Here is a 21,857-nt window from a genome sequence, read left to right as displayed (position 1 = left end):
GCGTGACCGACCTTCGCATCGCCATCGTCGGCTTCGGCAAGATCGCGCGCGACCAGCATGTCGGCGCGATCGCAGCGGTACCGGGCGCGACGCTCGCGGCCGTTGCCAGCCGCAATGCCTCGCTGCCGCAGCTGCCGCACTTTGCGACCATCGAGGAGCTGCTGGAGAAGGGCCCGGCGATCGACGCGGTCTCGCTCTGCACGCCGCCGCAGGTGCGGCGCGCCCAGGCCGCCGCAGCGCTCGCCGCCGGCAAGCACGTCATGCTGGAAAAGCCGCCGGGCACCGGCGTTGCCGAGCTGGACCCGCTGATTGCCATGGCGGCCGATGCCAAGTGCACGCTGTTTGCGACCTGGCATTCGCGCCATGCGCCGGCGGTCGAGCCGGCCCGCGAATGGCTGGCGACGCGCCGGATCAAGTCCGTGCACATCAACTGGAAGGAAGACGTCCGCGTCTGGCATCCCGGCCAGGCCTGGATCTGGGAGCCGGGCGGGCTCGGCGTGTTCGATCCAGGCATCAATGCGCTGTCGATCCTGACCCGCATCCTGCCGAAGCCGGTGTTCGTCACCGCGGCGGATCTTGCCTTTCCCGCCAACTGCCAGGCGCCGATTGCCGCGAACCTGAATCTGACTGACATCAACGGCCTGCCCATCACCGCCGAATTCGATTTCCGCCAGACCGGGCCGCAGAGCTGGGATATCGTCGTGGAAACCGACCAGGGCCGGATGACCTTGTCCGGCGGCGGGCGTCGGATGGCTGTCGACGGCAAGGCCATTGCCGAGGCGCCCGATCAGGAATATTGCGAGCTCTACCGGCGCTTTGTCGCGCTTGCGGCAACCGGCGCAAGCGATGTCGATCTGGCGCCGCTGCGTCTCGTCGCCGACGCCTTCCTGCTCGGCAGGCGCACGATCGTCGAACCTTTTGTGGACTGAACATGGCTGGCTCGAAAATCACAAAAGACATTTTCGGAACGCTGCCGGACGGCCGCAATGTCGAGCGCATCGTGCTGCGCGGGGAGGGCGGCTTTGAGGCCCGCATCATCACCCATGGCGCGGTGATCCAGGCGCTGATCGCGCCGGACGCCAAAGGCGGCTATGACGATGTCGTGCTCGGGCATGATGCCTTCGCCGGCTACCTCGCCGAACGAAAATTCCTGGGCGCCACCGTCGGCCGCTACGCCAACCGTATCGCCAAGGGACGGTTCTCGCTCGATGGCGAGACGGTGCAGCTCCCCGTCAACAATGGCCCGAATGCGCTGCATGGCGGCCTCGACGGCTTCGACCGCAAGCTCTGGGAGATCGCCGGGATCGACGAGGGCGCCGAGCCCGCAGTGACGCTCACCTATACGAGCCCCCACGGCGAGGAGAACTATCCGGGCCGGCTCGATGTGCGCCTGACCTATCGTATCACCGGCCCGGCCGAGCTGTCGCTGATGATGGAGGCGCGGACGGACCGGCCGACCATCGTCAATTTGACCAACCACAGCTTCTTCAATCTGGAAGGCGCGACATCAGGCACGCCCATTCTCGACCATAAGCTGACGGTCGCTGCCGAGCATTTCCTCGCGATCGATCCCACCGCCATTCCGTTGCCGGAGCCGCCGCGCGCGGTGGCCGGCACGCCGTTCGACTTCCGCAACCCGCATACCGTCGGCGAGCGCATCCGCGAAAACGATCGGCAATTGCAGAGCGGCAGGGGCTACGACCACACCTACTGCCTCGGCCGCGACGGCAAGCTCGCGCTTGCGGCACGGCTGGAAGCCCCGCGTTCGGGACGTATCATGGAGCTGTTCACCAATCAGCCCGGCATCCAGGTCTATTCCGGCAACTATCTCGACGGCACGATCTCGGGCAAGGGCGGCAAGCTGATCCGGCAATCGGACGCCATGTGCCTGGAGCCGCATATCTGGCCTGATGCGCCGAACCGGCCGGATTTTCCGAGCCCGCGTCTCGATCCCGGCGGAATCTACCGGCATCACACTGTCTATCGCTTTGCCGCGAGGGCGTCATGATGGAAGAAGTGCCGACCACCGTTCTCTCTGCCGAGCAGTGTCATCTCGGCGAAGGGCCGACCTATGATCTGACCACCGATACCGCCTGGTGGTTCGACATCCGTGAAGGACGCCTGTTCGAGGCGCATCTCGGCAGTGGCGCGATCCGCGTCCACGCGCTCGGCCGGATGGCGAGCGCGCTCGGACGCATCGATGCCGAGCGGCAGTTGGTCGTCGCGGAGGATGGCCTCTACATCCGCGCACTCGCCGACGGTGCGATGACGCTGTTCTGTCCGCTCGAAGCGGACAATCCCACCACGCGCTCCAATGATTGCCGCGTGCACCAGTCCGGCACGTTCTGGATCGGCACCATGGGCAAGAAGGCTGAGCGGGGCGCGGGCGCGATCTACGCGCTTCACCGCGGCAAGATCTCGACGCTGTTTCCGGGCATCAGCATTCCCAATTCGATCTGCTTCTCGCCGGATGGCGCCACCGGCTACTTCACCGACACCGCGCGCGCGGTGCTCTATGCCGTCCCGCTCAATCCCGCTACCGGCCTGCCGCGCGGCGAGCCGGAGGTGCTGCTGCGCCACACCGGCATCGGCGGTCTCGACGGCTCGGTGTGCGACGCCGACGGGCAGATCTGGAATGCCTGCTGGGGCGCGAGCCGTATCGACGTCTACAGCCCGCAGGGCGAGCGGCTGCGCTCACTGAGCGTGCCGGCCAAGCAGGCGAGTTGCCCGGCCTTCGTCGGCCCCGACCTGTCGCGTCTCCTCGTTACCTCGGCCTGGCAGGATATGGATGCGGCGGCGCGCGCCGCCGATCCGCAAGCCGGCTGCACCTTTCTGCTGAAGGCCTCCGCGCATGGTCGCGCGGAGCCCGACGTCAAGCTCGCATAGGAGGACCCCACGCACTCGACCGACGTTCGCTACGACCGAAGAAACAGTCTGACACCTTAAGGGAGTGAAGCATGCTGAAACTGAAGACGACAATCCTCGCGCTGGCGCTGGCCGGCGCTGCGACGATGGCCGCAGGCGTTCCCGCCTCCGCGCAGGACAAGGCGACCGTCGGCATCGCCATGCCGACCAAATCGTCGGCGCGCTGGATCGACGACGGCAACAACATGGTCAAGGTGCTGAAGGAGCGCGGCTACAACACCGACCTGCAATACGCCGAGGACGACATTCCGAACCAGCTCTCGCAGGTCGAGAACATGGTGACCAAGGGCGCGAAGGCGCTTGTGATCGCCGCGATCGACGGCACCACGCTGTCCGACGTGCTCAAGCAGGCCAAGGCCAAGGGCATCACTGTGATCGCCTATGACCGCCTGATCCGCGGCACGCCGAACGTCGACTACTACGCGACCTTCGACAATTTCCAGGTCGGCGTGCTCCAGGCGGAGTCGCTCGTGCAGGGCCTCGGCCTCAAGGACGGCAAGGGTCCGTTCAACGTCGAGCTGTTCGGCGGCTCGCCGGACGACAACAACGCCTACTTCTTCTACAACGGCGCGATGAGCGTGCTGAAGCCGTACATCGACAGCGGCAAGCTCGTCGTCGTGTCCGGCCAGATGGGGATGGACAAGGTCGCGACCTTGCGCTGGGACGGCGCCACCGCGCAGGCCCGCATGGACAACCTGCTCAGCGCCTACTACGGCAACAAGAAGGTCAACGCCGTGCTGTCGCCCTATGACGGCCTGTCGATCGGCATCATCTCCTCGCTGAAGGGCGTGGGCTATGGCAGTGCCGACCAGAAGATGCCCGTCATCTCGGGCCAGGACGCCGAGGTGCCCTCGATCAAGGCGATGCTGCGCGGCGATCAGTATTCGACCATCTTCAAGGACACCCGCGACCTCGCCAAGGTGACTGCCGACATGGTCGACGCGGCGCTCGCCGGCAAGCAGGTCTCGGTCAACGACACCAAGACCTACGAGAACGGCGTCAAGACCGTGCCGTCCTATCTGCTCAAGCCGGTCGTGGTCTACAAGGACAATTGGGAGAAGGTCCTGGTTGACAGCGGCTACTACAAGAAGGCGCAGTTCCAGTAGGATTCTCTCTTTCCCCTCTCCCCGCGCGCGGGGAGAGGGTCAGGGTGAGGGGGGCTCTCCACGGGGACGGTGATTGCTGCCCTCGCGGAGACTCCCCCTCACCCGATCGCTTCGCGCATAGCCGAAGCTTTACTTCGGCGTTCTATAGCCGAAGCTTTGCTTCGGCGTTCTTAAGAAACGGCCGCTGAAAGCGGCCTATGCTCTCCCCGCAAGCGGGGCGAGGTGAAGTAACGGATGGGATATGAAGCCATGACCGCCATGCTGGAGATGCGCAACGTCAGCAAGAGTTTTGCCGGCGTCCAGGCGTTGCGCGACGTCAACTTCTCGGTTCATGCCGGGCAGATCCACGCGCTCGTCGGCGAGAACGGCGCCGGCAAGTCCACGCTGATGAAGGTGCTGAGCGGCGTCTATCCGCACGGCAGCTACGAGGGCACCATCATCTTCGAGGGGGAGGAGCGCCACTTCCGCGATATCAACGATTCCGAGGCGCTCGGCATCATCATCATTCATCAAGAACTTGCGCTGATCCCGCTGATGTCGATCGCCGAGAACATCTTTCTGTCACATCCGCCGTCAAAACTCGGCGTGATCGATCGCGACGAGGTGTACCGGCGCACGCGCGAGCTGCTGGCGCAGGTCGGCCTCAAGGAATCGCCGGACACGCTGATCACCGATCTCGGCGTCGGCAAGCAGCAGCTGGTCGAGATCGCCAAGGCGCTGTCCAAGCGGGTGCGGATGCTGATCCTGGACGAGCCGACCGCGAGCCTGAACGAAGCCGACAGTGCCGCGCTGCTCGAACGCCTGATGGTGTTCCGCGAGCAGGGCATCGGCTCGATCCTGATCTCGCACAAGCTCAACGAGGTCGCCAAGGTCGCCGACCACATCACCGTGCTGCGCGACGGCCGGACCGTCGACAGCATCGACTGCCATGCCGAGCCGATTCAGGAAGACCGCATCATCCGCAGCATGGTCAACCGCGATATGGCTCACCGTTTCCCGGAGCGTAGCGCAAAGATCGGCGAACCGGTCCTCAACGTTGAGAACTGGTCGGTCTATCACCCCATCCATCCCGAGCGGCAGGTGATCAAAAACGTCGATTTCGGCGTGAAGCGCGGCGAGGTCGTCGGCATTGCCGGGCTGATGGGCGCCGGCCGCACCGAATTCGCCATGAGCCTGTTCGGCCGCTCCTGGGGCACCAATATCAGCGGCCGGATCCGGCTCGAGGGCCGGGAAATCGTGCTGTCGAGCGTCGCCGCCGCGATCGACGCGGGCCTTGCCTATGTCACCGAGGACCGCAAGCAGCTCGGCCTGATCCTCGCCGACGACGTCCGCAAGAACATCACGCTCGCCAGCCTCGACCAGGTCGCGCCGGGGAGGGTGATCGACGACATCGCCGAGCTGAAGGTCGCCAGCGACTATCGCAACCGCATGCGCATCCGCTGCTCCGACGTCTACCAGGAGACCGGCCAGCTCTCCGGCGGCAACCAGCAGAAGGTCGTCCTGTCGAAATGGCTGATGACCGACCCCAAGGTGCTGATCCTGGACGAGCCGACAAGGGGCATCGACGTCGGTGCCAAATACGAGATTTACTGTATCATCAACGAGCTAGCGGAGGCCGGCCGCGGTGTCGTGGTCATCTCCTCGGAGATGCCCGAGCTGCTCGGCATCTGCGACCGCATCTGCGTCATGAACGACGGCGCCTTCGTCGGAGAGTTCAAGGGCGCCGAGGCGACGCAGGAGAAGATCATGCGCGCCATCATGCGCAACCAGAGAAGCAACGGAAACGGCGTGCCTGAGGCCGCGGAGATGGGAGGATTGCAGCCATGACCGACAAGACGGTTTCGCTGCCCGAGGAGCGCCGGCACGGCAGCTTCATCAAGAACAATTTGCGCAATTACGGCATGCTGATGTCGCTGATCGCGATCATGCTGTTCTTCCAGGTCATGACCGGCGGCACGCTGCTCCAGCCGCTCAATTTGACGAACCTGGTGCTCCAGAACAGCTACATCGTCATCATGGCGCTCGGCATGCTGCTGGTGATCGTCACCGGCCATATCGACCTTTCGGTCGGCTCGGTCGCGGGCTTCGTCGGCGCGGTGGCCGCCGTGCTGATGGTGACCTGGAAGGTCGACTACACGCTGGCCTTCATTGCCTGCCTGCTGCTGGGCGCGGCGATCGGCGCGGCGCAGGGCTATTGGGTGGCCTATTTCAAGATCCCGTCCTTCATCGTGACACTGGCGGGCATGCTGGTGTTCAAGGGCCTTGCGCTTGCAGTGTTGCAGGGCCAGTCGCTAGGGCCGTTCCCGGCGACCTTCCAGAAATTGTCCTCAGGCTTCATCCCGGAGATCCTGCCCGAGGCCGGCACGCTGCATCCGACCTCTATGCTGATCGGTGCCTTGCTGGCGCTCGGCCTCGTCTATGCCAGCGCCAAGGGCCGGTCGCGCGAGCAGGCGCACGGCATCGAGGTCGAGCCCTACGCGTTCTTCCTCGGCAAGAGCATTCTGCTGGCCTGCGCCGTGCTCTATTTCACCTATCTGATCGCCTCGCATCGCGGCCTGCCCAACGTGCTGGTGATCATGACCGCGCTGATCGCGCTCTACGGCTTCGTCACCCGCCGCACCGTGATCGGCCGGCAGGTCTACGCAGTCGGCGGCAACGCGAAAGCTGCAAGCCTGTCGGGCATCAAGACCGAGCGGCTGACCTTCTTCACCTTCGTCAACATGGGCGTGCTCGCCGCGCTCGCCGGCCTCGTCTTCGCCGCGCGGCTGAACACCGCGACGCCGAAGGCGGGTCTCGGCTTCGAGCTCGACGTCATCGCCGCCTGCTTCATCGGCGGCGCCTCGGCCTATGGCGGAGTGGGGCGCGTCGGCGGCGCCGTGGTCGGCGCCATGATCATGGGCGTGATGAACAACGGCATGTCCATCCTCGGCATCGGCATCGACTATCAGCAGGTCATCAAGGGCCTGGTGCTGCTGGGAGCCGTGTGCATCGACGTGTACAACCAGCGGCGATAGGGGCCAGTAGCCCGGATGGAGCGCAGCGCAATCCGGGTTCTATCCGTTTGGTGAGACCGTCCCGGATTACGCTACGCTCCATCCGGGCTACGGTCCGAAATCGGCAGTCGCTATTGCGTCGTGAATAGCACCGTCGCGATCGCGACGGAGAGGCTTACCGCCGACACGGTCGCGACCGTCGACAGCACGCCCATTCGCCTGAGGGCAATGGCGAACGCAATGATGATTGGCGTTGCCGTCATCAGCCCGATTTGTGCATCGCTCATCGTTGTTCGCCACTCCCTGGAACGCTGAGGCGGTTTTCTACCGCGATCTCATGTCCCGTAATTTGTCCGCCGACAAACTCGGATCGGGACGGGTGAGCTAAGTCTGTCCGGTGTCCTGATCCGGAAAGACGATGTCGGCGACTGATTGCGAACAACAGGAAACCGGCTGGGGCATCCTCGAGGATCTCCCCGGTGATCCCATGATCTGGGTGCTGATCTTCAGCGAGCTTGCCGCGTTCGGCCTGTTCCTCGGCGCCTTCATCGTCGCCCGCGCCATCCATCCCGCCGTGTTCGCGGCCGGACAGGCCACGCTCGATGCGCATCTCGCCGCGCTCAACACAATTGTCCTGGTGACCAGCGGCTGGGCCGCAGCCCGCGGGACCGCGGCCGCACGGGCACGGCGCAAGCGGGCCGCGCGCGGCTGGCTGTTCGGTGCCATGGCCCTTGGCGGCGCCTTCATCGCGATCAAGCTGTTCGAATATGGCGGCGAGATCGCGCAGGGAAACGGTCTGGAGACCAGCCCCTTCTTCACGCTGTACTTCCTTCTCACCGGCTTTCATCTCCTGCATGTCGGCCTCGGCATCGTGATCCTGGCCCTGGTTTCCCGGAGGGCGGAGGTGATCGGCGTCGAGACGGGGGCCGCCTTCTGGCACATGGTCGACCTGCTCTGGATCGTCATGTTTCCGATCCTGTATCTGGTGCGCTGATGATGCCGGATCGTCTCGACCTCACATGGATCGTGCTGATCGGCCTCGCGCTCGCGACCGTTCTGGTGCCATCCCTTGTGACGCGTCTGCTGCTCGGCAACGCCCTGCTGCTGACCTTCGCCGCGCTCAAGGGCCGCCGGATCGTGCTCGATTTCCTCGATCTTCGCGCTGCGCCGGCGCTCTGGCGCGGCCTCGTGAGCGCCTGGGTCGTCATCGTCCTGCTGTTTGCCTAGTCCGTGTCGGCCATCGTCGCCCTGATCTGACGCGCTCATTGCGCCCTGACAAAGAACCGGTCGGGCGAAGCGGCAATAAATCGCAGCATCGGACCTCGACAGGAATCAACCGGAAAGGATTGGCAATGGCTGAACGCCTGACCAAGTCGGCCGCTCGAAACGTCTTCTACGGCGGCTCGGCTTTTTTCTTCGCCATCTTCATAGGGCTGACGGCGCACAGCCATTACTACATGGCCACGACCTCGACCGACGCTTCGACGCTGACGTCGTCGGTCGCCCGCGGCAAGCATGTCTGGGAGAAGAACTCCTGCATCAACTGCCACACCTTGCTCGGTGAGGGCGCCTATTTCGCCCCCGAGGTCGGCAATGTCTGGGATCGCTGGGGCGGCAAGGAGGATCCGGCCGCTGCGCGCGAGACGCTGAAGGCCTGGATGCAGTCACAGCCGTCGGGCGCGGAGGGCCGGCGGCAGATGCCGCAGTTCAACCTGACCGACCAGGAGCTCAACGATCTCGCCGACTTCCTGCAATGGGTGAGCACGATCAAACGCCAGGACTGGCCGCCGAACAAGGCGGGCTAAAGCGCCTGCCTCTTTCAAGGCCAGCCTCTTTCAAGCCTTGCCTCGTTCAAGACAGAGAGAAACCCGAGATGAAATACCAAACCCAGAAAGTCGCGATGCTGTATTTCTACGGCGCGCTGACGCTGTTCCTGGCCCAGGTCCTGTTCGGCCTGCTCGCCGGAACCATCTACGTCCTGCCCAACACCTTGTCGACCCTCCTGCCGTTCAACATCGTCAGGATGATCCACACCAACGCGCTGATCGTATGGTCGCTGATCGGCTTCATGGGCGCGACCTATTTCCTGCTCCCGGAAGAGACCGAGACCGAGCTGTACAGCCCGCTGCTGGCCAAGATCCAGTTCTGGATGTTCTTCGGCGCGGCCGGCGTCGCCGTGGTCGGCTATCTCTTCCACTATCACGAGGGCCGCGAATTCCTCGAGCAGCCCTTCATCATCAAGGTCGGCATCGTCGTGGTCTGCCTGATGTTCCTGTTCAACGTGACTATGACGGCGCTCAAGGGCCGCAAGACCACGGTCACCAACATCCTGCTGTTCGGCCTGTGGGGCGTTGCGATCTTCTTCCTGTTCGCCTTCTACAATCCGGCGAACCTCGCCGTCGACAAGATGTACTGGTGGTACGTCGTCCACCTCTGGGTCGAGGGCGTCTGGGAGCTGATCATGGCCTCCGTGCTCGCCTATCTGATGATCAAGCTCAACGGCATCGACCGCGAAGTCGTGGAGAAGTGGCTCTACGTCATCATCGGCCTCGCGCTGTTCTCCGGCATCCTCGGCACCGGCCATCACTTCTACTGGATCGGTGCGCCCGGCTACTGGCAGTGGATCGGCTCGCTGTTCTCCACGCTCGAGGTCGCGCCGTTCTTCACCATGGTGATCTTCACGGTGCAGATGACCTGGAAGGCCGGCCGCAAGCATCCGAACCGCGCCGCGCTGCTGTGGTCGGTCGGCTGCTCGGTGATGGCGTTCCTCGGCGCCGGCGTCTGGGGCTTCCTGCACACGCTGTCCTCGGTGAACTACTACACCCATGGCACCCAGGTCACCGCCGCGCACGGCCATCTCGCCTTCTTCGGCGCCTATGTGATGCTGAACCTGTCAGTGATGGCCTATGCGATCCCGCAGCTCAAGGGACGCGCGCCCTACAACCAGTGGCTCAGCATGACCAGCTTCTGGATCATGTGCACGGCCATGATGGTGATGACCTTCGCGCTGACCTTCGCCGGCGTGGTCCAGGTCCATCTCCAGCGCGTGCTCGGCCAGGGCTACATGGACGTGCAGGATCAGATCGCGGTGTTCTACTGGGTCCGGCTCGGCTCCGGCGTGTTCGTGGCGATCTCCGCGCTGATGTTCGTCTGGGCCGTGCTGGTGCCGGGCCGCGAGAAGCAGGCGGCCATGCCTGCCGCGCTGCAGCCGGCTGAGTAAACGCAAATGGCGGCCGCGGTTCGCCGCGGCCCCCTGCTTCCTGGAAAGTCCGGAGAGACATCATGAAACCTGCCCTTCACACGGTGACCTCGGCGCCCGCGCTGCCGGCCTATGTCGCAACCGGCAACGAATGCGCGTTGTTCGAGCACGCCTGGCGGCATCAGCTCCCGGTCCTGCTGAAGGGACCGACCGGTTGCGGCAAGACGCGCTTCGTCGCGCATATGGCGGCGCGGCTCGGACTGCCGCTCCACACCGTCGCCTGCCACGACGATCTCACCGCCGCCGATCTCACCGGCCGCTACCTCCTGAGGGGCGGCGATACCGTATGGACCGACGGTCCGCTGACGCGCGCGGTGCGCGAGGGCGGCGTCTGCTATCTCGACGAGGTGGTGGAAGCCCGCAAGGACGTCACCGTGGTGCTGCATCCGCTCACCGACGATCGCCGCATCCTGCCGCTGGAGCGTACCGGCGAGGAGCTCACGGCACCGAAGAGCTTCATGCTCGTCGTGTCCTATAATCCCGGCTACCAAACGCTGCTCAAGGCGCTGAAGCCCTCGACGCGGCAGCGCTTCGTCGCCATCGAGTTCGGTTTCCTGCCGCCCGAGCAGGAAATCGCGGTGGTGTCCGCCGAGAGCGGACTGCCGCCGGATCGCGTGCGGCCGCTGGTCGCGCTTGCCGGCCGGCTGCGCGCGCTCAGGGGGCACGATCTGGAGGAGGGCGTCTCGACCCGCCTCGTCGTCTATTGCGCCACCCTGATTGCCGCAGGCGCGTCGATTGCCGATGCCGTGCTGGCCGGCATGATCGAGCCCTTGACCGACGACGCCGACGTCAAGGCCGCGCTGCTCGACGTCGCGCGCGCCGTGATCGGGTGAGGCCGGTCCGATGCTCGACTTTCTCGAACTGGAGGAGACCGTCGGCCGTGCCTGGCACCGGATGGTCGGCGGCACTGCGAGCTATCCGGTTCACGCCGAGCACGCGGTGTCGCTTGCGGAGGTGAGGGGCCGGATCGCGGTGATGTTCCGTGCGCTCGGCGGCGAGGCCGGCGTGCAGATCGCAAGCGCCGGCGCCCGCAAGTCCGGGCACCGGCTCGGCTGGCGGCAACGCATCGGCCTCGGCGACGAGCGCCTCGAGCAGCCGGGCCGCGACGCCGCAACCATCTTCCTGCCCGATCGCATCGCGATCTTTCCCGACCGTGAACTGAACGCATCTCTCTATCGCTGGCTCGCGGCATGGTTCGCGGTCGCACCGATCGAGACGATCGTGGAGACCGACCCGCTCCGGCGCGATCTGCTGGTGCTGCGCCGGGCCGCCGAGACGGCGGTCTTTGTGCTCACGCAGTTTCCCGGGCTCGTCGCCGACTATGCGCGGCTTGCCGCGGCCACCGCCGGGGCCCGGCCGCGGCGTCCCTTGCCGCGCATCGAGCAGGAGGTCGAGCAGATCGTTCTCGCCCTGCTCGGAGCGGGACCTGCGCCCGCGGGCAAATTGTGGCCGGCGATGATGGGAACGGAGCCGCTGCCGGACAGAGCGCCGCCGGGCTATCGTTCGATCCTGCCGTGCCCGCTCTGGGGCGATTGCTGGACCCGCGAGCTGTCGCCCGCGCATGCAGGCGAGGACGAGTGCGCTGATGGCGCGGAGCCCGCGGCCAAGGACAATCGCAAGCGCTTTGCCGAGCGTGAGCGCGAGGACAATGCCAACCGCCGCGATCCCTTCGTGCTCAACCGCTTCGAGAAGATCCTCGCGATGGCCGAGATGGTCAATGTCGACCGTCCGGCCGACGACAGCGAGGACGAAGATGCGCAGAAGGCGGCCGACGACCTCGAGGAGATCACGCTTAGCCGCCGCAGCGGCAAGCCGGCGAGCCGTTTCAAATTCGATCTCGACTTGCCGCCGGAAGCCCTCGATGCCTCGCGCTTGAATGCGGATTTGACCTATCCCGAATGGGATTATCGCAGCAGCTCCTATCTGCCCGATCATTGCCGCGTGCTCGCCGGCGCTGCCTCCGAGACCGGCGAGAGTTGGACGCCTGATGAGACCATGCGCCGGCACATCCGCCAGGTGCGCCGCCGCTTCGAAATCTTGCGACCGCGTCACGAATTGATGCGCGCGCAAGCTGATGGCCATGATCTCGACCTTGACGCACTCGTGCGCGCGCGGTGCGATCTTCGTGCTGGCGGCAATGGCGCCGGTCTTGATCGCGTCCACATGGCCATGCGGCCGCAAGGGCACGATCTCGCAGTGACCCTGCTGGTCGACGTCTCGCTCTCGACGGACGCGTGGGTTGATGGCTATCGGGTGATCGACGTCGAGAAGGAGGCGCTGCTCGTGCTCGCGCACGGGCTGTCGGCCTGCGGTGACCACCACAGCATCCTCACCTTCACCTCGCGCCGGCGGTCCTGGGTGCGGCTCGAAACGATCAAGGCGTTCGGCGAGTCGATGAGCGGCGCAGTGGAGCGCCGCATCGGCGCGCTCAAGCCCGGTTACTACACGCGGATCGGCGCAGCGGTGCGTCACGCCTCGGCCGAGCTTGCGCGCCAGCCGCAGCGCAAGAAGCTGCTGCTCGTCCTCACCGACGGCAAGCCTAACGACGTCGATCACTATGAGGGGCGCTTTGCGGTCGAGGACACCCGCAAATCCGTGCAGGAAGCGCGCCGGCTCGGCATCGCGGTCTTCGGCGTGACGGTCGATGCGACCGCGCAGTCCTACTTTCCGACGCTGTTCGGGCGCGGCGGCTATGCGATCGTCGGCAACATCAAGCGCTTGCCCGCGGCGCTGCCGGCGATTTACCGGCAGGTGGCGCATTGACGGAGCAAAGCCCGGCGACGCAAGCACGACCGCATAAGGGGGCCGTTAAGCCCGGCCATGACGATGTGGAGGCTTCCATGTTCCACGCACTCGCAAGAGATGCGATTACCTGCCTGAGCCACCATGCTCAGGTGAGCTATTGCTCACTTGATGGGTATATGATCGAATGGCCGGATGGACCAAAGTCGGCCGAAACCCGATCTCATCATCTTCGATTGCGACGGCGTGCTCGTCGACAGCGAGCTATTGAGCTGCCGGTGCCTGTCCGAGGTGCTGGCCGAGTTCGGCTTCGCACTCAGCGAAGAGCAGGCGCTCGAGCTGTTTCTTGGACGCAGCACCAAGGCGATCGAGCAGCATTACCGTGATCTCGGGCAGGTCGTGCCGGATGGCTTTCTGCCGCGCCTGAAGTCGCGCGTGCTGGAGACGTTTGCCGCCGCGCTCGAGCCGATCCCCGGGGTCAGGGCGGTGATCTCCAAACTCACCACGCCGTTCTGCGTGGCCTCGTCCAGCGACATCGACCGCGTCTCGCTTTCGCTCGATGTCACCGATCTTCGGGCGCATTTCGGCGGGCGGCTCTACACTGCGCAGATGGTCAGGCACGGCAAGCCGGCGCCCGATCTCTTCCTCCACGCGGCGGCGCAGATGGGCGCGGAGCCCGCGCGCGCGCTGGTGATCGAGGACAGCGTCAGCGGCGTGCAGGCGGGCAAGGCGGCCGGCATGACCGTCTGGGGATTTGTCGGCGGCAGCCATTATCGCGGCCGCGACGGCCGCGCTATATTGTCCGCCGCCGGGGCCGATCGGGTCTTCGCGCGCATGAGCGATTTCTGGGAGGCGTGATTTCAGCCATGGCCGCCGAGAACGACAAATCGAGACTCGACGACGCCGCGCGGGCCGGCTGGCTCTATTTCATCGCCGGCCACACCCAGGACGAGATCGCGAAGATGCTCCAGGTCTCGCGCGCCTCGGCGCAGCGGCTGGTCTCGCTCTGCCTTGCCGAGCGTCTCATCACCTTCCGGCTCGAACATCCCATCGCCGCCTGCATGGAATTGGCGGCGCGCCTGAAGCAGCGGTTCGATCTCGTCCATTGCGAGGTGGTGCCGGAAGATCCCGCCGCGCCGCAGGCGACCGCTGGCATTGCCGAGCGCTGCGCCAATCTGCTCGACTCCACGCTGCGCTCGGAGACGCCCGTCATCGTCGCGCTCGGCACGGGGCGGGCGGTGCGCGCAGCGGTCGAGCGCGTCACGCCGATCGACCGGCCCAATCACCAGATCGTCTCGCTGGTCGGCAACATCTCCGCCGACGGTTCGGCAAGCTTCTACGACACCGTCGGCCGGCTCGCCGACCGCACCGGCGCGCGGCACTACCCGATGCCGCTGCCGTTCCTGATGTCGTCGGAGGACGAGCGCAACAAGATGGTGCGCATCGAGCCGATCGCGAAGGTGAAGGCGGTCGCGGCCAAGGCCGATCTACGCCTTGTCGGCATCGGCCAGATGGACCAGAAGGCGCAGGTCCACGTCGACGGCTTCGTCACCCGCGACGAGTTGTTCGAGATGATGCGCCTGGGGGCGATCGGCGAGATCACCGGCTGGGCCTATGACGCCAAGGGCCGCATGCTCAAGGCCGGCACCAACAAGCGCCTCACCAGCATTCCCCCGGAAGTGCCGGCCAAGACCACGACCATCGGCGCCGCGGTCGGCGCCGCCAAGGTCCCGGCGATCGCGGCGGCGTTGAGCGGAGGCCTGATCAACGGCCTGATCACGGACGAGGCGACCGCAAGGGCGATTTTGGAGCGCTGAGGCGGGGTAGCGCTTCCAGCGTCAGCGAGGCGAATGGTCTCTCCACCTACATCGGTGTCATCGTCCGCGCAGGCGGACGATCCAGTACGCCGCGGCTTCTCTTGGGGCAAACCAATAGACGACATGGCGTACTGGATGCCCCGCATTCGCGGGGCATGACACTGAGTGCGAGGCGATCGCTCGGCTCATCTCCCGCACCGCAGCACTCATAAGTTGCCAAAACGCCCGCGCGCCTGCTTGACAATCCTCCGCCCGTGAGGTGAACATACGCTCAACGCATGAGCATATGCTCAAAACGCGAGTTTGAGGGAGGTCACCGTGAAATACGTCCTCGGCGCCGTCTGCGGCGCGTCTGTGCTGCTGGCCGTCCCCGCGATGGCCGAAACCACCCTGACGATCGCCACCGTGAACAACGGCGACATGATCCGCATGCAGGGGTTGACCGGTGAATTCACCAAGCAGAACCCTGACATCACCGTCAAATGGGTGACGCTGGAAGAGAACGTGCTGCGCCAGCGCGTCACCACCGACATCGCCACCAAGGGTGGCCAGTTCGACGTGCTCACCATCGGCACCTACGAGGTGCCGATCTGGGCCAAGAAGGGCTGGCTGGTGCCGCTCGCCAATCTCGGCGCCGATTACGACGTCGCCGACCTCCTGCCCAAGATCAAGGATGCGGTCTCCGTCGACGGCAAGCTCTACGCCGCGCCCTTCTACGGCGAGAGCTCGATGGTGATGTACCGCACCGACCTGTTCGACAAGGCCGGCCTGAAGATGCCGGAAAAGCCGACCTGGGATTTCGTGATCGACGCGGCCAAGAAGCTCACCGACAAGAACGGCGGCACCTACGGCATCTGCCTGCGCGGCAAGGCCGGCTGGGGCGAAAACATGGCGTTCCTCTCGGCGATGGCCAATTCCTACGGCGCGCGCTGGTTCGACGAGAAGTGGGAGCCGCAGTTCAACACGCCGGAATGGAAGACGACGCTGACGACCTACGTCAATCTGATGAAGGAAGCCGGCCCTCCCGGCGCGAGCTCCAACGGCTTCAACGAGAACCTGGCGCTGTTCAACGCCGGCAAATGCGCAATGTGGATCGACGCGACGGTCGCGGCGTCCTTCGTCACCAATCCCAAGGAGTCCAGGGTCGCCGACAAGGTCGGCTTCGCGCTGGCGCCCAACACCGGGCTCGGCAAGAACGCCAACTGGCTGTGGGCGTGGAGTCTCGCGATCCCTGCCGGCTCGAAGAAGTCGGACGTCGCCGAGAAGTTCATCGCCTGGGCGACCAGCAAAGACTACACCAAGATCGTGGCGGCGAAGGAGGGCTGGGCCAATGTGCCGCCAGGCACGCGCACCTCGCTCTACCAGAACCCTGAATATCTGAAGGTCGCGCCGTTCGCGAAGCTGACGCTGGCCTCGATCGACGCGGCCGATCCGAACAAGCCGACGGTGAAACCCGTGCCCTATGTCGGCGTGCAATACGCGGCGATCCCCGAATTCCAGGGCATTGGCACCCAGGTGGGCCAGCAGTTCTCCGCAGCGCTCGCGGGCTCGACGACAGTCGATGCCGCACTCACCGCGGCGCAATCCGTGACCGAGCGCGAGATGAAGCGCGCCGGCTACATCAAGTGAACCCGAGCTCTCCCTCCTGAGCTCAAACTGGCGGCCATCCACCAGCCCAGCCCCGGTGGATGGCCGCCTTCTTCCCCAAGAGGAGAAGTCAGGGATGGCAACCCGGCAGACGCAGTTTCTGGCGCGCGCGCTCCTGACCCCGGCCGTCGGGCTCCTGTTCATCTGGATGATCGTCCCGCTCGCGCTGACGCTCTATTTCTCGACGCTGCATTACAGCCTGCTCGATCCCGGCTCCGAGGCGTTCGTCGGGCTTGAGAATTTCCGTTACTTCCTCACCGATCCTGCCTTCCTGGCTTCGCTCCAGAACACCCTGGTGCTGGTCGGCTCGGTGCTGGCGCTGACCATCGTGCTCGGCATTCCGCTGGCGCTGTTGATGGACCAGCCGGTGATCGGCCGCAACATCGTGCGGCTGATGGTGATCGCGCCGTTCTTCGTGATGCCGACGGTGAGCGCGCTGGTCTGGAAGAACCTGTTGATGCATCCGGTGTCCGGCTTGTTCGCCTGGCTCGCCAAGCTTGTCGGGCTGACGCCGATCGACTGGTTCACCGACGCGCCGCTGCTCGCGGTGATCCTGATCGTGGCCTGGCAATGGCTGCCGTTCGCGACGCTGATTTTGCTGACCGCTTTGCAATCGCTCGACGAGGAGCAGAAGGAAGCCGCCGAGATGGACGGTGCAAGCGCGCTCTCGTCTTTTATCTACATCACGCTGCCGCACATGGCGCGTCCGATCACGGTGGTGATCCTGATCGAGACCATCTTCCTGCTGACGGTGTTCGCCGAAATCTACGTCACCACGGGCGGTGGGCCGGGCCTGCAGACCACCAACATCGCGTTCCTGATCTATGCGCAGGCGCTGATCCAGTTCGACGTCGGCAGCGCCTCGGCGGGCGGCCTGGTTGCCGTCGTGATCGCCAACATCGTTGCGTTCTTCCTCGTCCGCATCGTCGGCCGCAACCTGGAGGCTTGAACAATGGCGAGGAAGGAAACGACGCAGCGGGTGGTGATATCGACGATCGGGGCGTGGTTCTTCGGCTTCCTGATCTTCTTCCCGATCCTCTGGATGGTGCTGGCAAGCTTCAAGACCGAGCTCGAGGCCTTCGCCATTCCGCCGTCCTTCCTGTTCTTCCACTGGACCACCGAGAACTACGTCACCGTGCAGGAGCGCAGCGACTATCTGCACCATGCGATGAACTCGATCATCATCGCCGGCGGTTCGACGCTGATCGCGCTCCTGATCGCGATCCCGGCGGCGTGGTCGATGGCGTTCTCGCCGACCAAGCGCACCAAGGATATCCTGCTCTGGATGCTCTCGACCAAGATGATGCCGCCGGTCGGCGTGCTCGTGCCGATCTACCTGATCTACAAGTCCTTCGGCCTGCTCGATTCCCGCATCGGGCTCGTCTTCATCCTCTGCCTCGGCAACCTGCCGATCGTGATCTGGATGCTCTTCACCTATTTCAAGGAGATCCCGCGCGACATCCTCGAAGCCGCGCGCATGGACGGCGCCACCATCGGCCGCGAGCTTGTCTATGTCTTGACGCCGATGGCGATCCCGGGCCTGGCATCGACCATGCTGCTCAATCTGATCCTGGCCTGGAACGAGGCGTTCTGGACGCTCAATTTGTCGACGTCGGACGCTGCGCCGCTCACCACGTTCATTGCGTCCTATTCGAGCCCGGAAGGGCTGTTCTGGGCCAAGCTGTCGGCGGCCTCGACGCTGGCGATCGCGCCCATTCTAGTCCTCGGTTGGTTCAGCCAGAAGCAGCTCGTGCGCGGGCTCACCTTCGGCGCGGTAAAGTAAGAAGGGCTGCCGGATCATGGGTCAGATCACACTTCAGGACGTGCAGAAATCCTTCGGCCCCGTGCACATCATCAAGGGTGCCGATCTCGACATTGCGGACGGGTCGTTCGTGGTGTTCGTGGGGCCGTCGGGCTGCGGCAAGACCACGCTGCTGCGGCTGATCGCCGGGCTTGAGGACGTCAGCGGCGGCAAGATCCTGATCGACGGCAAGAACGTCGTCGACACGCCGCCGGCCAAGCGCGGGCTCTCGATGGTGTTCCAGTCCTACGCGCTCTATCCGCATATGAGCGTGCGCGGCAATATCGGCTTCGGGCTGAAGATGGCGGGCCTTTCCAAGGACGAGACCAACCGCAAGGTCGAGGCGGCCGCCGCGACGCTCAATCTCACGCCCTATCTCGATCGCAAGCCGCGCGAGCTTTCCGGCGGCCAGCGCCAGCGCGTCGCGATCGGCCGCGCCATCGTGCGCGAGCCCAAGGCGTTCCTGTTCGACGAGCCGCTCTCCAATCTCGACGCCGCGCTCCGCGTGCAGATGCGCATCGAGGTGACGCGGCTCCAGAAACAGCTCGGTACCACCGCGATCTACGTCACCCATGACCAGGTCGAGGCCATGACCATGGCCGACAAGATCGTCGTGCTCAACGGCGGCAAGATCGAGCAATATGGCTCGCCGCTGCAGCTTTACGAGAAGCCCGCCAACCTGTTCGTCGCCGGCTTCATCGGCTCGCCCAAGATGAACTTCGTCACCGGCGAGCTCGCCAGGCAGCAGGGCGCGGCCACCATTGGCGTGCGGCCGGAGCATCTCAAGATCGAGCGCGACGGGACCGGCGGCTGGCAGGGGACGATCGCGGTCGCCGAGCATCTCGGCAGCGACACGTTCCTTTATGTCGATGCGGGCCCGCTTGGCATGCTGACCGCACGCTACATCGGCGAATTGAGCCTGCATGCCGGCGATCACGTGTCGCTGGTGCCGGAGCCCGCGCGCATTCACCGCTTCGACGAGAGCGGCAACGCTCTTCGCGGCTGACAAGAAACGGCAAGAAACGGCAAGAAACGGCAAGAAACGGCAAGAAACGGCAAGAGACGGCAAGAGACGGCAAGAGACGGCAAGAGACGGAAAAACCAACATGTACCTGGAAAAATTCAAGCTGAACGGCAAGACCGCGTTCATCACCGGCGGCGGGCAGGGCATTGGGCTCGCCTGCGCCGAGGCGCTGGCCGAGGCCGGCGCCAGGGTCGTGATCGGCGACCGCGACAGCAAGGTCGCCGACAGCGCCAAGGCCGGCCTGAAGGCGAAGGGGTTCGACGTGGAGACGGCGGTCATGGACGTGACCGACACCAAGCGCGTCGCCGAGGTGGCCAATGACCTCGTCGCCCGCCACGGCAGGGTCGACATCCTCGTCAACAATGCCGGCATCGCCCGCAGCGAGACGCCGGCGGAGACCGTGACCGACGAACACTGGCTCAACGTCATCGACGTCAACCTCAACGGCACCTTCTGGTGCTGCCGCGAGTTCGGCAAGCACATGCTGAAGGCGCAAAGCGGCGCCATCGTCAATGTCGGCTCGATGTCCGGCTTCATCGTCAACAAGCCGCAGGAGCAGTGCTTCTACAATGCGTCCAAGGCCGGCGTGCACCATCTGACCAAGTCGCTCGCCGCGGAATGGGGCGCGCGCGGGGTTCGCGTCAACGCGGTGGCGCCGACCTATATCGAGACGCCGCTCAACGCCTTCGTGAAGAGCAATCCGAGAATGTACGACGCCTGGATCGGCGGAACCCCGATGGCGCGGATGGGGCAGGTCGAGGAGATCGCCTCCGTCGTGCTGTTCCTCGCCTCGGAGGCCGCGAGCCTGATGACCGGAAGCATCGTGCTGGTGGATGGCGGCTACACTTGCTGGTAGGCTTGCGTCAAAACTGACGAGAGCGACCGGGAGCGACAATGCCGCGAGCGTATATCGGCGTCGACGTGGGGACCACCAGCACGCGGGCAGGGGTGTTTGACGAGGCCGGCACGCTGCTGGCGACGGCCCGGCACCCGATCAGGATCTGGCACGAGGCCGGCGATATCGTCGAGCAGTCGTCCCAGGACATCTGGGAGGCCTGCGTAAAATCCGTGCGGGCGGCGATGGCGGAAGCCGCCATCGCGCCCGACAGCGTCGGCGGCATCGGCTTCGACGCCACCTGTTCCCTCGTGGTGCTCGACCTCCAGGGCGAGCCGCTCACCGTCAGCGCCTCGGGCGAGGCGCAGCGCAACGTCATCGTCTGGATGGACCATCGCGCCACGGCCGAAGCGCGGCTGATCAACGAGACCGAGGATGCGGTGCTGCGCTATGTCGGCGGCTCGATCTCGCCCGAGATGGAGATGCCGAAACTGTTGTGGCTGAAGCGGCATCTGCGCGCGAGCTTCGACGCCGCAGGCCATTTCTTCGATCTGGCAGACTACCTGACCTGGCGCGCGACCGGCGCGCTGCAACGCTCGACCTGCACCGTCACCTGCAAATGGAATTATCTCGCCCATGACGGCGGCGGCTGGAGCGCGCCTTTCTTCAAGCGCATCGGGCTGTCCGACTTCGTCAGCGAGAAATACGCCCGCATCGGCACCGAGATCGTCGCGCCGGGCACGCGGCTCGGCGCAGGTCTCACCGGCGCGGCCGCGGCCGAGCTCGGCCTGTCGCCGGGCACGCCGGTCGGTGCCTCGCTGATCGACGCCCATGCCGGCGGCATCGGCGCGATCGGCGGCCGCGATGGGTCTGGCGGGACGAGCGATGTCAGCGACCGCCTCGCCTACATCATGGGAACGTCGGCCTGCATCATGGCGACGACCAAGGAGCCCTGCTTCGTGCCGGGCGTGTGGGGTCCCTATTATTCCGGCATGGTGCCGGACTTCTGGCTCAACGAGGGCGGGCAGTCGGCCGCGGGCGCGGCGATCGACCATCTGCTCGAGTCGCATCCGGGCTTTGCCGAGGCGAGCGCGGCTGCGCGGAGCGAGGGCCTCGACCTCATCGAGTTCCTCGAGCGTCGCATCGTCGCACGCGCCGGCGATGCCAGCCGTGCCGCGCTGCTCGCCCGCGACGTCCACGTGCTCCCGGAATTCATCGGCAATCGTTCGCCCTATGCCGATCCTGACACCCGCGCCGTGATCGCCGGCCTTGATCTCGACACCGACATCGCTTCGATGGAGCGGCTGTTCGTCGCCGGTCTCTGTGGGCTCGCCTATGGGCTTGCCGAGGTGATCGAGGCCTTTGCCGCGCATGGTGTCCGTTCCAGCATCATGATCATGGGCGGCGGCGCCAGCCGCAGTCCGCTGGTGCGTCAGATCATGGCCGACACCACGGGCCTCACCGTCGCGCTGCCGCAAACCAGGGAGCCAGTGCTGCTGGGCGCCGCGATGCTCGGGGCGGTGGCCGGCGGCGCCTATGCCTCGATCGGCGAGACCATGGCCAAGATGTCGGCACTGGGACGCAAGAGCGAGCCGACCGCGCCCGACATGGCCGCGTTTCATTCCCGCAAGCGCGACGTGTACAAGCTGCTGCGCGAGCTCGATCGCGGCAGCCGTGCCGCGATGCGCGACATCGCCAGAGGTTGAAA

Annotated in this window: 21 protein-coding genes; 20 read left to right on the top strand and 1 reads right to left on the bottom strand. The window is 65.3% G+C overall.

Annotation, left to right across the window (positions count from 1 at the left end; genetic code table 11):
- The first annotated feature begins 2 nt into the window (after positions 1 to 2).
- The 6 genes from A3M7_RS0124590 (at position 3) to mmsB (ending at position 7,045) form a co-directional block, all read left to right on the top strand.
- Positions 3 to 929, top strand: coding sequence for a Gfo/Idh/MocA family protein (locus tag A3M7_RS0124590; RefSeq protein WP_027546290.1), 927 nt, complete (start codon positions 3 to 5; stop codon positions 927 to 929).
- A 2-nt stretch (positions 930 to 931) separates the two neighbouring features.
- Positions 932 to 2,008, top strand: a complete 1,077-nt coding sequence (locus A3M7_RS0124585) for an aldose epimerase family protein (RefSeq protein ID WP_027546289.1) — start codon at positions 932 to 934, stop codon at positions 2,006 to 2,008.
- Positions 2,008 to 2,886 carry an SMP-30/gluconolactonase/LRE family protein gene (locus A3M7_RS0124580; RefSeq protein WP_027546288.1) on the top strand — a complete coding sequence of 293 codons (879 nt, stop codon included), beginning with the start codon at positions 2,008 to 2,010 and terminating at the stop codon, positions 2,884 to 2,886. The genes A3M7_RS0124585 and A3M7_RS0124580 overlap by 1 nt, the downstream gene beginning before the upstream one ends.
- Before the next feature lie 71 nt (positions 2,887 to 2,957).
- A complete protein-coding gene (chvE, locus tag A3M7_RS0124575) occupies positions 2,958 to 4,031 on the top strand; it encodes a multiple monosaccharide ABC transporter substrate-binding protein (protein ID WP_027546287.1) in 1,074 nt (357 codons plus the stop codon).
- Between the two features lie 249 nt (positions 4,032 to 4,280).
- Positions 4,281 to 5,858, top strand: coding sequence for a multiple monosaccharide ABC transporter ATP-binding protein (gene mmsA, locus A3M7_RS0124570; protein ID WP_027546286.1), 1,578 nt, complete (start codon positions 4,281 to 4,283; stop codon positions 5,856 to 5,858).
- Entirely contained in the window at positions 5,855 to 7,045 is a 1,191-nt protein-coding gene (mmsB, locus tag A3M7_RS0124565; protein ID WP_027546285.1) for a multiple monosaccharide ABC transporter permease, read from the top strand. Before mmsA ends, mmsB begins: the two co-directional genes overlap by 4 nt.
- Positions 7,046 to 7,155: 110 nt before the next feature.
- Here the strand turns inward: mmsB and A3M7_RS47115 are convergent, their stop codons facing one another.
- On the bottom strand, positions 7,156 to 7,311 hold the full coding sequence (locus A3M7_RS47115) for a hypothetical protein (protein ID WP_085965373.1): 156 nt from the start codon (positions 7,309 to 7,311) through the stop codon (positions 7,156 to 7,158).
- A gap of 131 nt (positions 7,312 to 7,442) precedes the next feature.
- On the opposite strand from A3M7_RS47115, the gene A3M7_RS0124555 reads away from it, so the two are divergent.
- The 14 genes from A3M7_RS0124555 to A3M7_RS0124490 all read left to right on the top strand — a co-directional run bounded on the left by A3M7_RS0124555 (position 7,443) and on the right by A3M7_RS0124490 (position 21,855).
- Positions 7,443 to 8,018, top strand: a complete 576-nt coding sequence (locus tag A3M7_RS0124555) for a cytochrome c oxidase subunit 3 family protein (RefSeq protein ID WP_027546284.1) — start codon at positions 7,443 to 7,445, stop codon at positions 8,016 to 8,018.
- Between the two features lie 2 nt (positions 8,019 to 8,020).
- Entirely contained in the window at positions 8,021 to 8,251 is a 231-nt protein-coding gene (locus A3M7_RS0124550) for a cytochrome C oxidase subunit IV family protein (protein ID WP_371090216.1), read from the top strand.
- A gap of 125 nt (positions 8,252 to 8,376) precedes the next feature.
- On the top strand, positions 8,377 to 8,829 hold the full coding sequence (locus A3M7_RS0124545) for a cytochrome c (protein WP_027546282.1): 453 nt from the start codon (positions 8,377 to 8,379) through the stop codon (positions 8,827 to 8,829).
- Positions 8,830 to 8,897: 68 nt separating this feature from the next.
- A complete protein-coding gene (locus A3M7_RS0124540; protein WP_027546281.1) occupies positions 8,898 to 10,244 on the top strand; it encodes a cbb3-type cytochrome c oxidase subunit I in 1,347 nt (448 codons plus the stop codon).
- Positions 10,245 to 10,306: 62 nt separating this feature from the next.
- Positions 10,307 to 11,116 carry a CbbQ/NirQ/NorQ/GpvN family protein gene (locus tag A3M7_RS0124535; RefSeq protein WP_027546280.1) on the top strand — a complete coding sequence of 270 codons (810 nt, stop codon included), beginning with the start codon at positions 10,307 to 10,309 and terminating at the stop codon, positions 11,114 to 11,116.
- Between the two features lie 10 nt (positions 11,117 to 11,126).
- Positions 11,127 to 13,046: a nitric oxide reductase activation protein NorD gene (locus A3M7_RS0124530; RefSeq protein ID WP_027546279.1), complete on the top strand. Its 1,920-nt coding sequence runs from the start codon at positions 11,127 to 11,129 to the stop codon at positions 13,044 to 13,046.
- Positions 13,047 to 13,220: 174 nt separating this feature from the next.
- Positions 13,221 to 13,883, top strand: coding sequence for an HAD family hydrolase (locus A3M7_RS0124525; RefSeq protein WP_027546278.1), 663 nt, complete (start codon positions 13,221 to 13,223; stop codon positions 13,881 to 13,883).
- An 8-nt stretch (positions 13,884 to 13,891) separates the two neighbouring features.
- The gene (locus tag A3M7_RS0124520; RefSeq protein ID WP_027546277.1) at positions 13,892 to 14,842 is read left to right on the top strand and encodes a sugar-binding transcriptional regulator; all 951 of its coding nucleotides are present in this window, start codon (positions 13,892 to 13,894) and stop codon (positions 14,840 to 14,842) included.
- Between the two features lie 318 nt (positions 14,843 to 15,160).
- Positions 15,161 to 16,471 carry a sugar ABC transporter substrate-binding protein gene (locus A3M7_RS0124515; RefSeq protein ID WP_027546276.1) on the top strand — a complete coding sequence of 437 codons (1,311 nt, stop codon included), beginning with the start codon at positions 15,161 to 15,163 and terminating at the stop codon, positions 16,469 to 16,471.
- A 94-nt stretch (positions 16,472 to 16,565) separates the two neighbouring features.
- Complete coding sequence (locus A3M7_RS0124510) at positions 16,566 to 17,438, top strand: carbohydrate ABC transporter permease (RefSeq protein ID WP_027546275.1); 873 nt, start codon at positions 16,566 to 16,568, stop codon at positions 17,436 to 17,438.
- A 3-nt stretch (positions 17,439 to 17,441) separates the two neighbouring features.
- Positions 17,442 to 18,272 (top strand): carbohydrate ABC transporter permease, encoded by an 831-nt coding sequence (locus A3M7_RS0124505; protein ID WP_027546274.1) that lies wholly within the window; start codon positions 17,442 to 17,444, stop codon positions 18,270 to 18,272.
- Positions 18,273 to 18,288: 16 nt separating this feature from the next.
- The gene (locus A3M7_RS0124500) at positions 18,289 to 19,296 is read left to right on the top strand and encodes an ABC transporter ATP-binding protein (RefSeq protein WP_027546273.1); all 1,008 of its coding nucleotides are present in this window, start codon (positions 18,289 to 18,291) and stop codon (positions 19,294 to 19,296) included.
- Positions 19,297 to 19,396: 100 nt separating this feature from the next.
- Positions 19,397 to 20,170 (top strand): SDR family NAD(P)-dependent oxidoreductase, encoded by a 774-nt coding sequence (locus A3M7_RS0124495; RefSeq protein WP_027546272.1) that lies wholly within the window; start codon positions 19,397 to 19,399, stop codon positions 20,168 to 20,170.
- Between the two features lie 38 nt (positions 20,171 to 20,208).
- Complete coding sequence (locus tag A3M7_RS0124490; protein WP_027546271.1) at positions 20,209 to 21,855, top strand: FGGY-family carbohydrate kinase; 1,647 nt, start codon at positions 20,209 to 20,211, stop codon at positions 21,853 to 21,855.
- The last annotated feature ends 2 nt before the right edge of the window (positions 21,856 to 21,857 follow it).

The sequence above is a fragment of the Bradyrhizobium sp. WSM2254 genome (assembly GCF_000472645.1).
Classification (GTDB): Bacteria; Pseudomonadota; Alphaproteobacteria; order Rhizobiales; family Xanthobacteraceae; genus Bradyrhizobium; species Bradyrhizobium niftali.
Note: the sequence above shows the minus strand (reverse complement) of the source record. Positions and strands in the feature narration are given on the sequence as shown.

Bases quoted from the DNA above. Each gene is read 5' to 3' on its own strand.
- A3M7_RS0124585 (WP_027546289.1), top strand. From the start codon at position 932: ATGGCTGGCTCGAAAATCACAAAAGACATTTTCGGAACGCTGCCGGAC.
- A3M7_RS0124580 (WP_027546288.1), top strand. From the start codon at position 2,008: ATGGAAGAAGTGCCGACCACCGTTCTCTCTGCCGAGCAGTGTCATCTC.
- chvE (WP_027546287.1), top strand. From the start codon at position 2,958: ATGCTGAAACTGAAGACGACAATCCTCGCGCTGGCGCTGGCCGGCGCT.
- mmsA (WP_027546286.1), top strand. From the start codon at position 4,281: ATGACCGCCATGCTGGAGATGCGCAACGTCAGCAAGAGTTTTGCCGGC.
- mmsB (WP_027546285.1), top strand. From the start codon at position 5,855: ATGACCGACAAGACGGTTTCGCTGCCCGAGGAGCGCCGGCACGGCAGC.
- A3M7_RS47115 (WP_085965373.1), bottom strand. From the start codon at position 7,311: ATGAGCGATGCACAAATCGGGCTGATGACGGCAACGCCAATCATCATT.
- A3M7_RS0124555 (WP_027546284.1), top strand. From the start codon at position 7,443: ATGTCGGCGACTGATTGCGAACAACAGGAAACCGGCTGGGGCATCCTC.
- A3M7_RS0124550 (WP_371090216.1), top strand. From the start codon at position 8,021: ATGCCGGATCGTCTCGACCTCACATGGATCGTGCTGATCGGCCTCGCG.
- A3M7_RS0124545 (WP_027546282.1), top strand. From the start codon at position 8,377: ATGGCTGAACGCCTGACCAAGTCGGCCGCTCGAAACGTCTTCTACGGC.
- A3M7_RS0124540 (WP_027546281.1), top strand. From the start codon at position 8,898: ATGAAATACCAAACCCAGAAAGTCGCGATGCTGTATTTCTACGGCGCG.
- A3M7_RS0124535 (WP_027546280.1), top strand. From the start codon at position 10,307: ATGAAACCTGCCCTTCACACGGTGACCTCGGCGCCCGCGCTGCCGGCC.
- A3M7_RS0124530 (WP_027546279.1), top strand. From the start codon at position 11,127: ATGCTCGACTTTCTCGAACTGGAGGAGACCGTCGGCCGTGCCTGGCAC.
- A3M7_RS0124525 (WP_027546278.1), top strand. From the start codon at position 13,221: ATGGACCAAAGTCGGCCGAAACCCGATCTCATCATCTTCGATTGCGAC.
- A3M7_RS0124520 (WP_027546277.1), top strand. From the start codon at position 13,892: ATGGCCGCCGAGAACGACAAATCGAGACTCGACGACGCCGCGCGGGCC.
- A3M7_RS0124510 (WP_027546275.1), top strand. From the start codon at position 16,566: ATGGCAACCCGGCAGACGCAGTTTCTGGCGCGCGCGCTCCTGACCCCG.
- A3M7_RS0124505 (WP_027546274.1), top strand. From the start codon at position 17,442: ATGGCGAGGAAGGAAACGACGCAGCGGGTGGTGATATCGACGATCGGG.
- A3M7_RS0124500 (WP_027546273.1), top strand. From the start codon at position 18,289: ATGGGTCAGATCACACTTCAGGACGTGCAGAAATCCTTCGGCCCCGTG.
- A3M7_RS0124495 (WP_027546272.1), top strand. From the start codon at position 19,397: ATGTACCTGGAAAAATTCAAGCTGAACGGCAAGACCGCGTTCATCACC.
- A3M7_RS0124490 (WP_027546271.1), top strand. From the start codon at position 20,209: ATGCCGCGAGCGTATATCGGCGTCGACGTGGGGACCACCAGCACGCGG.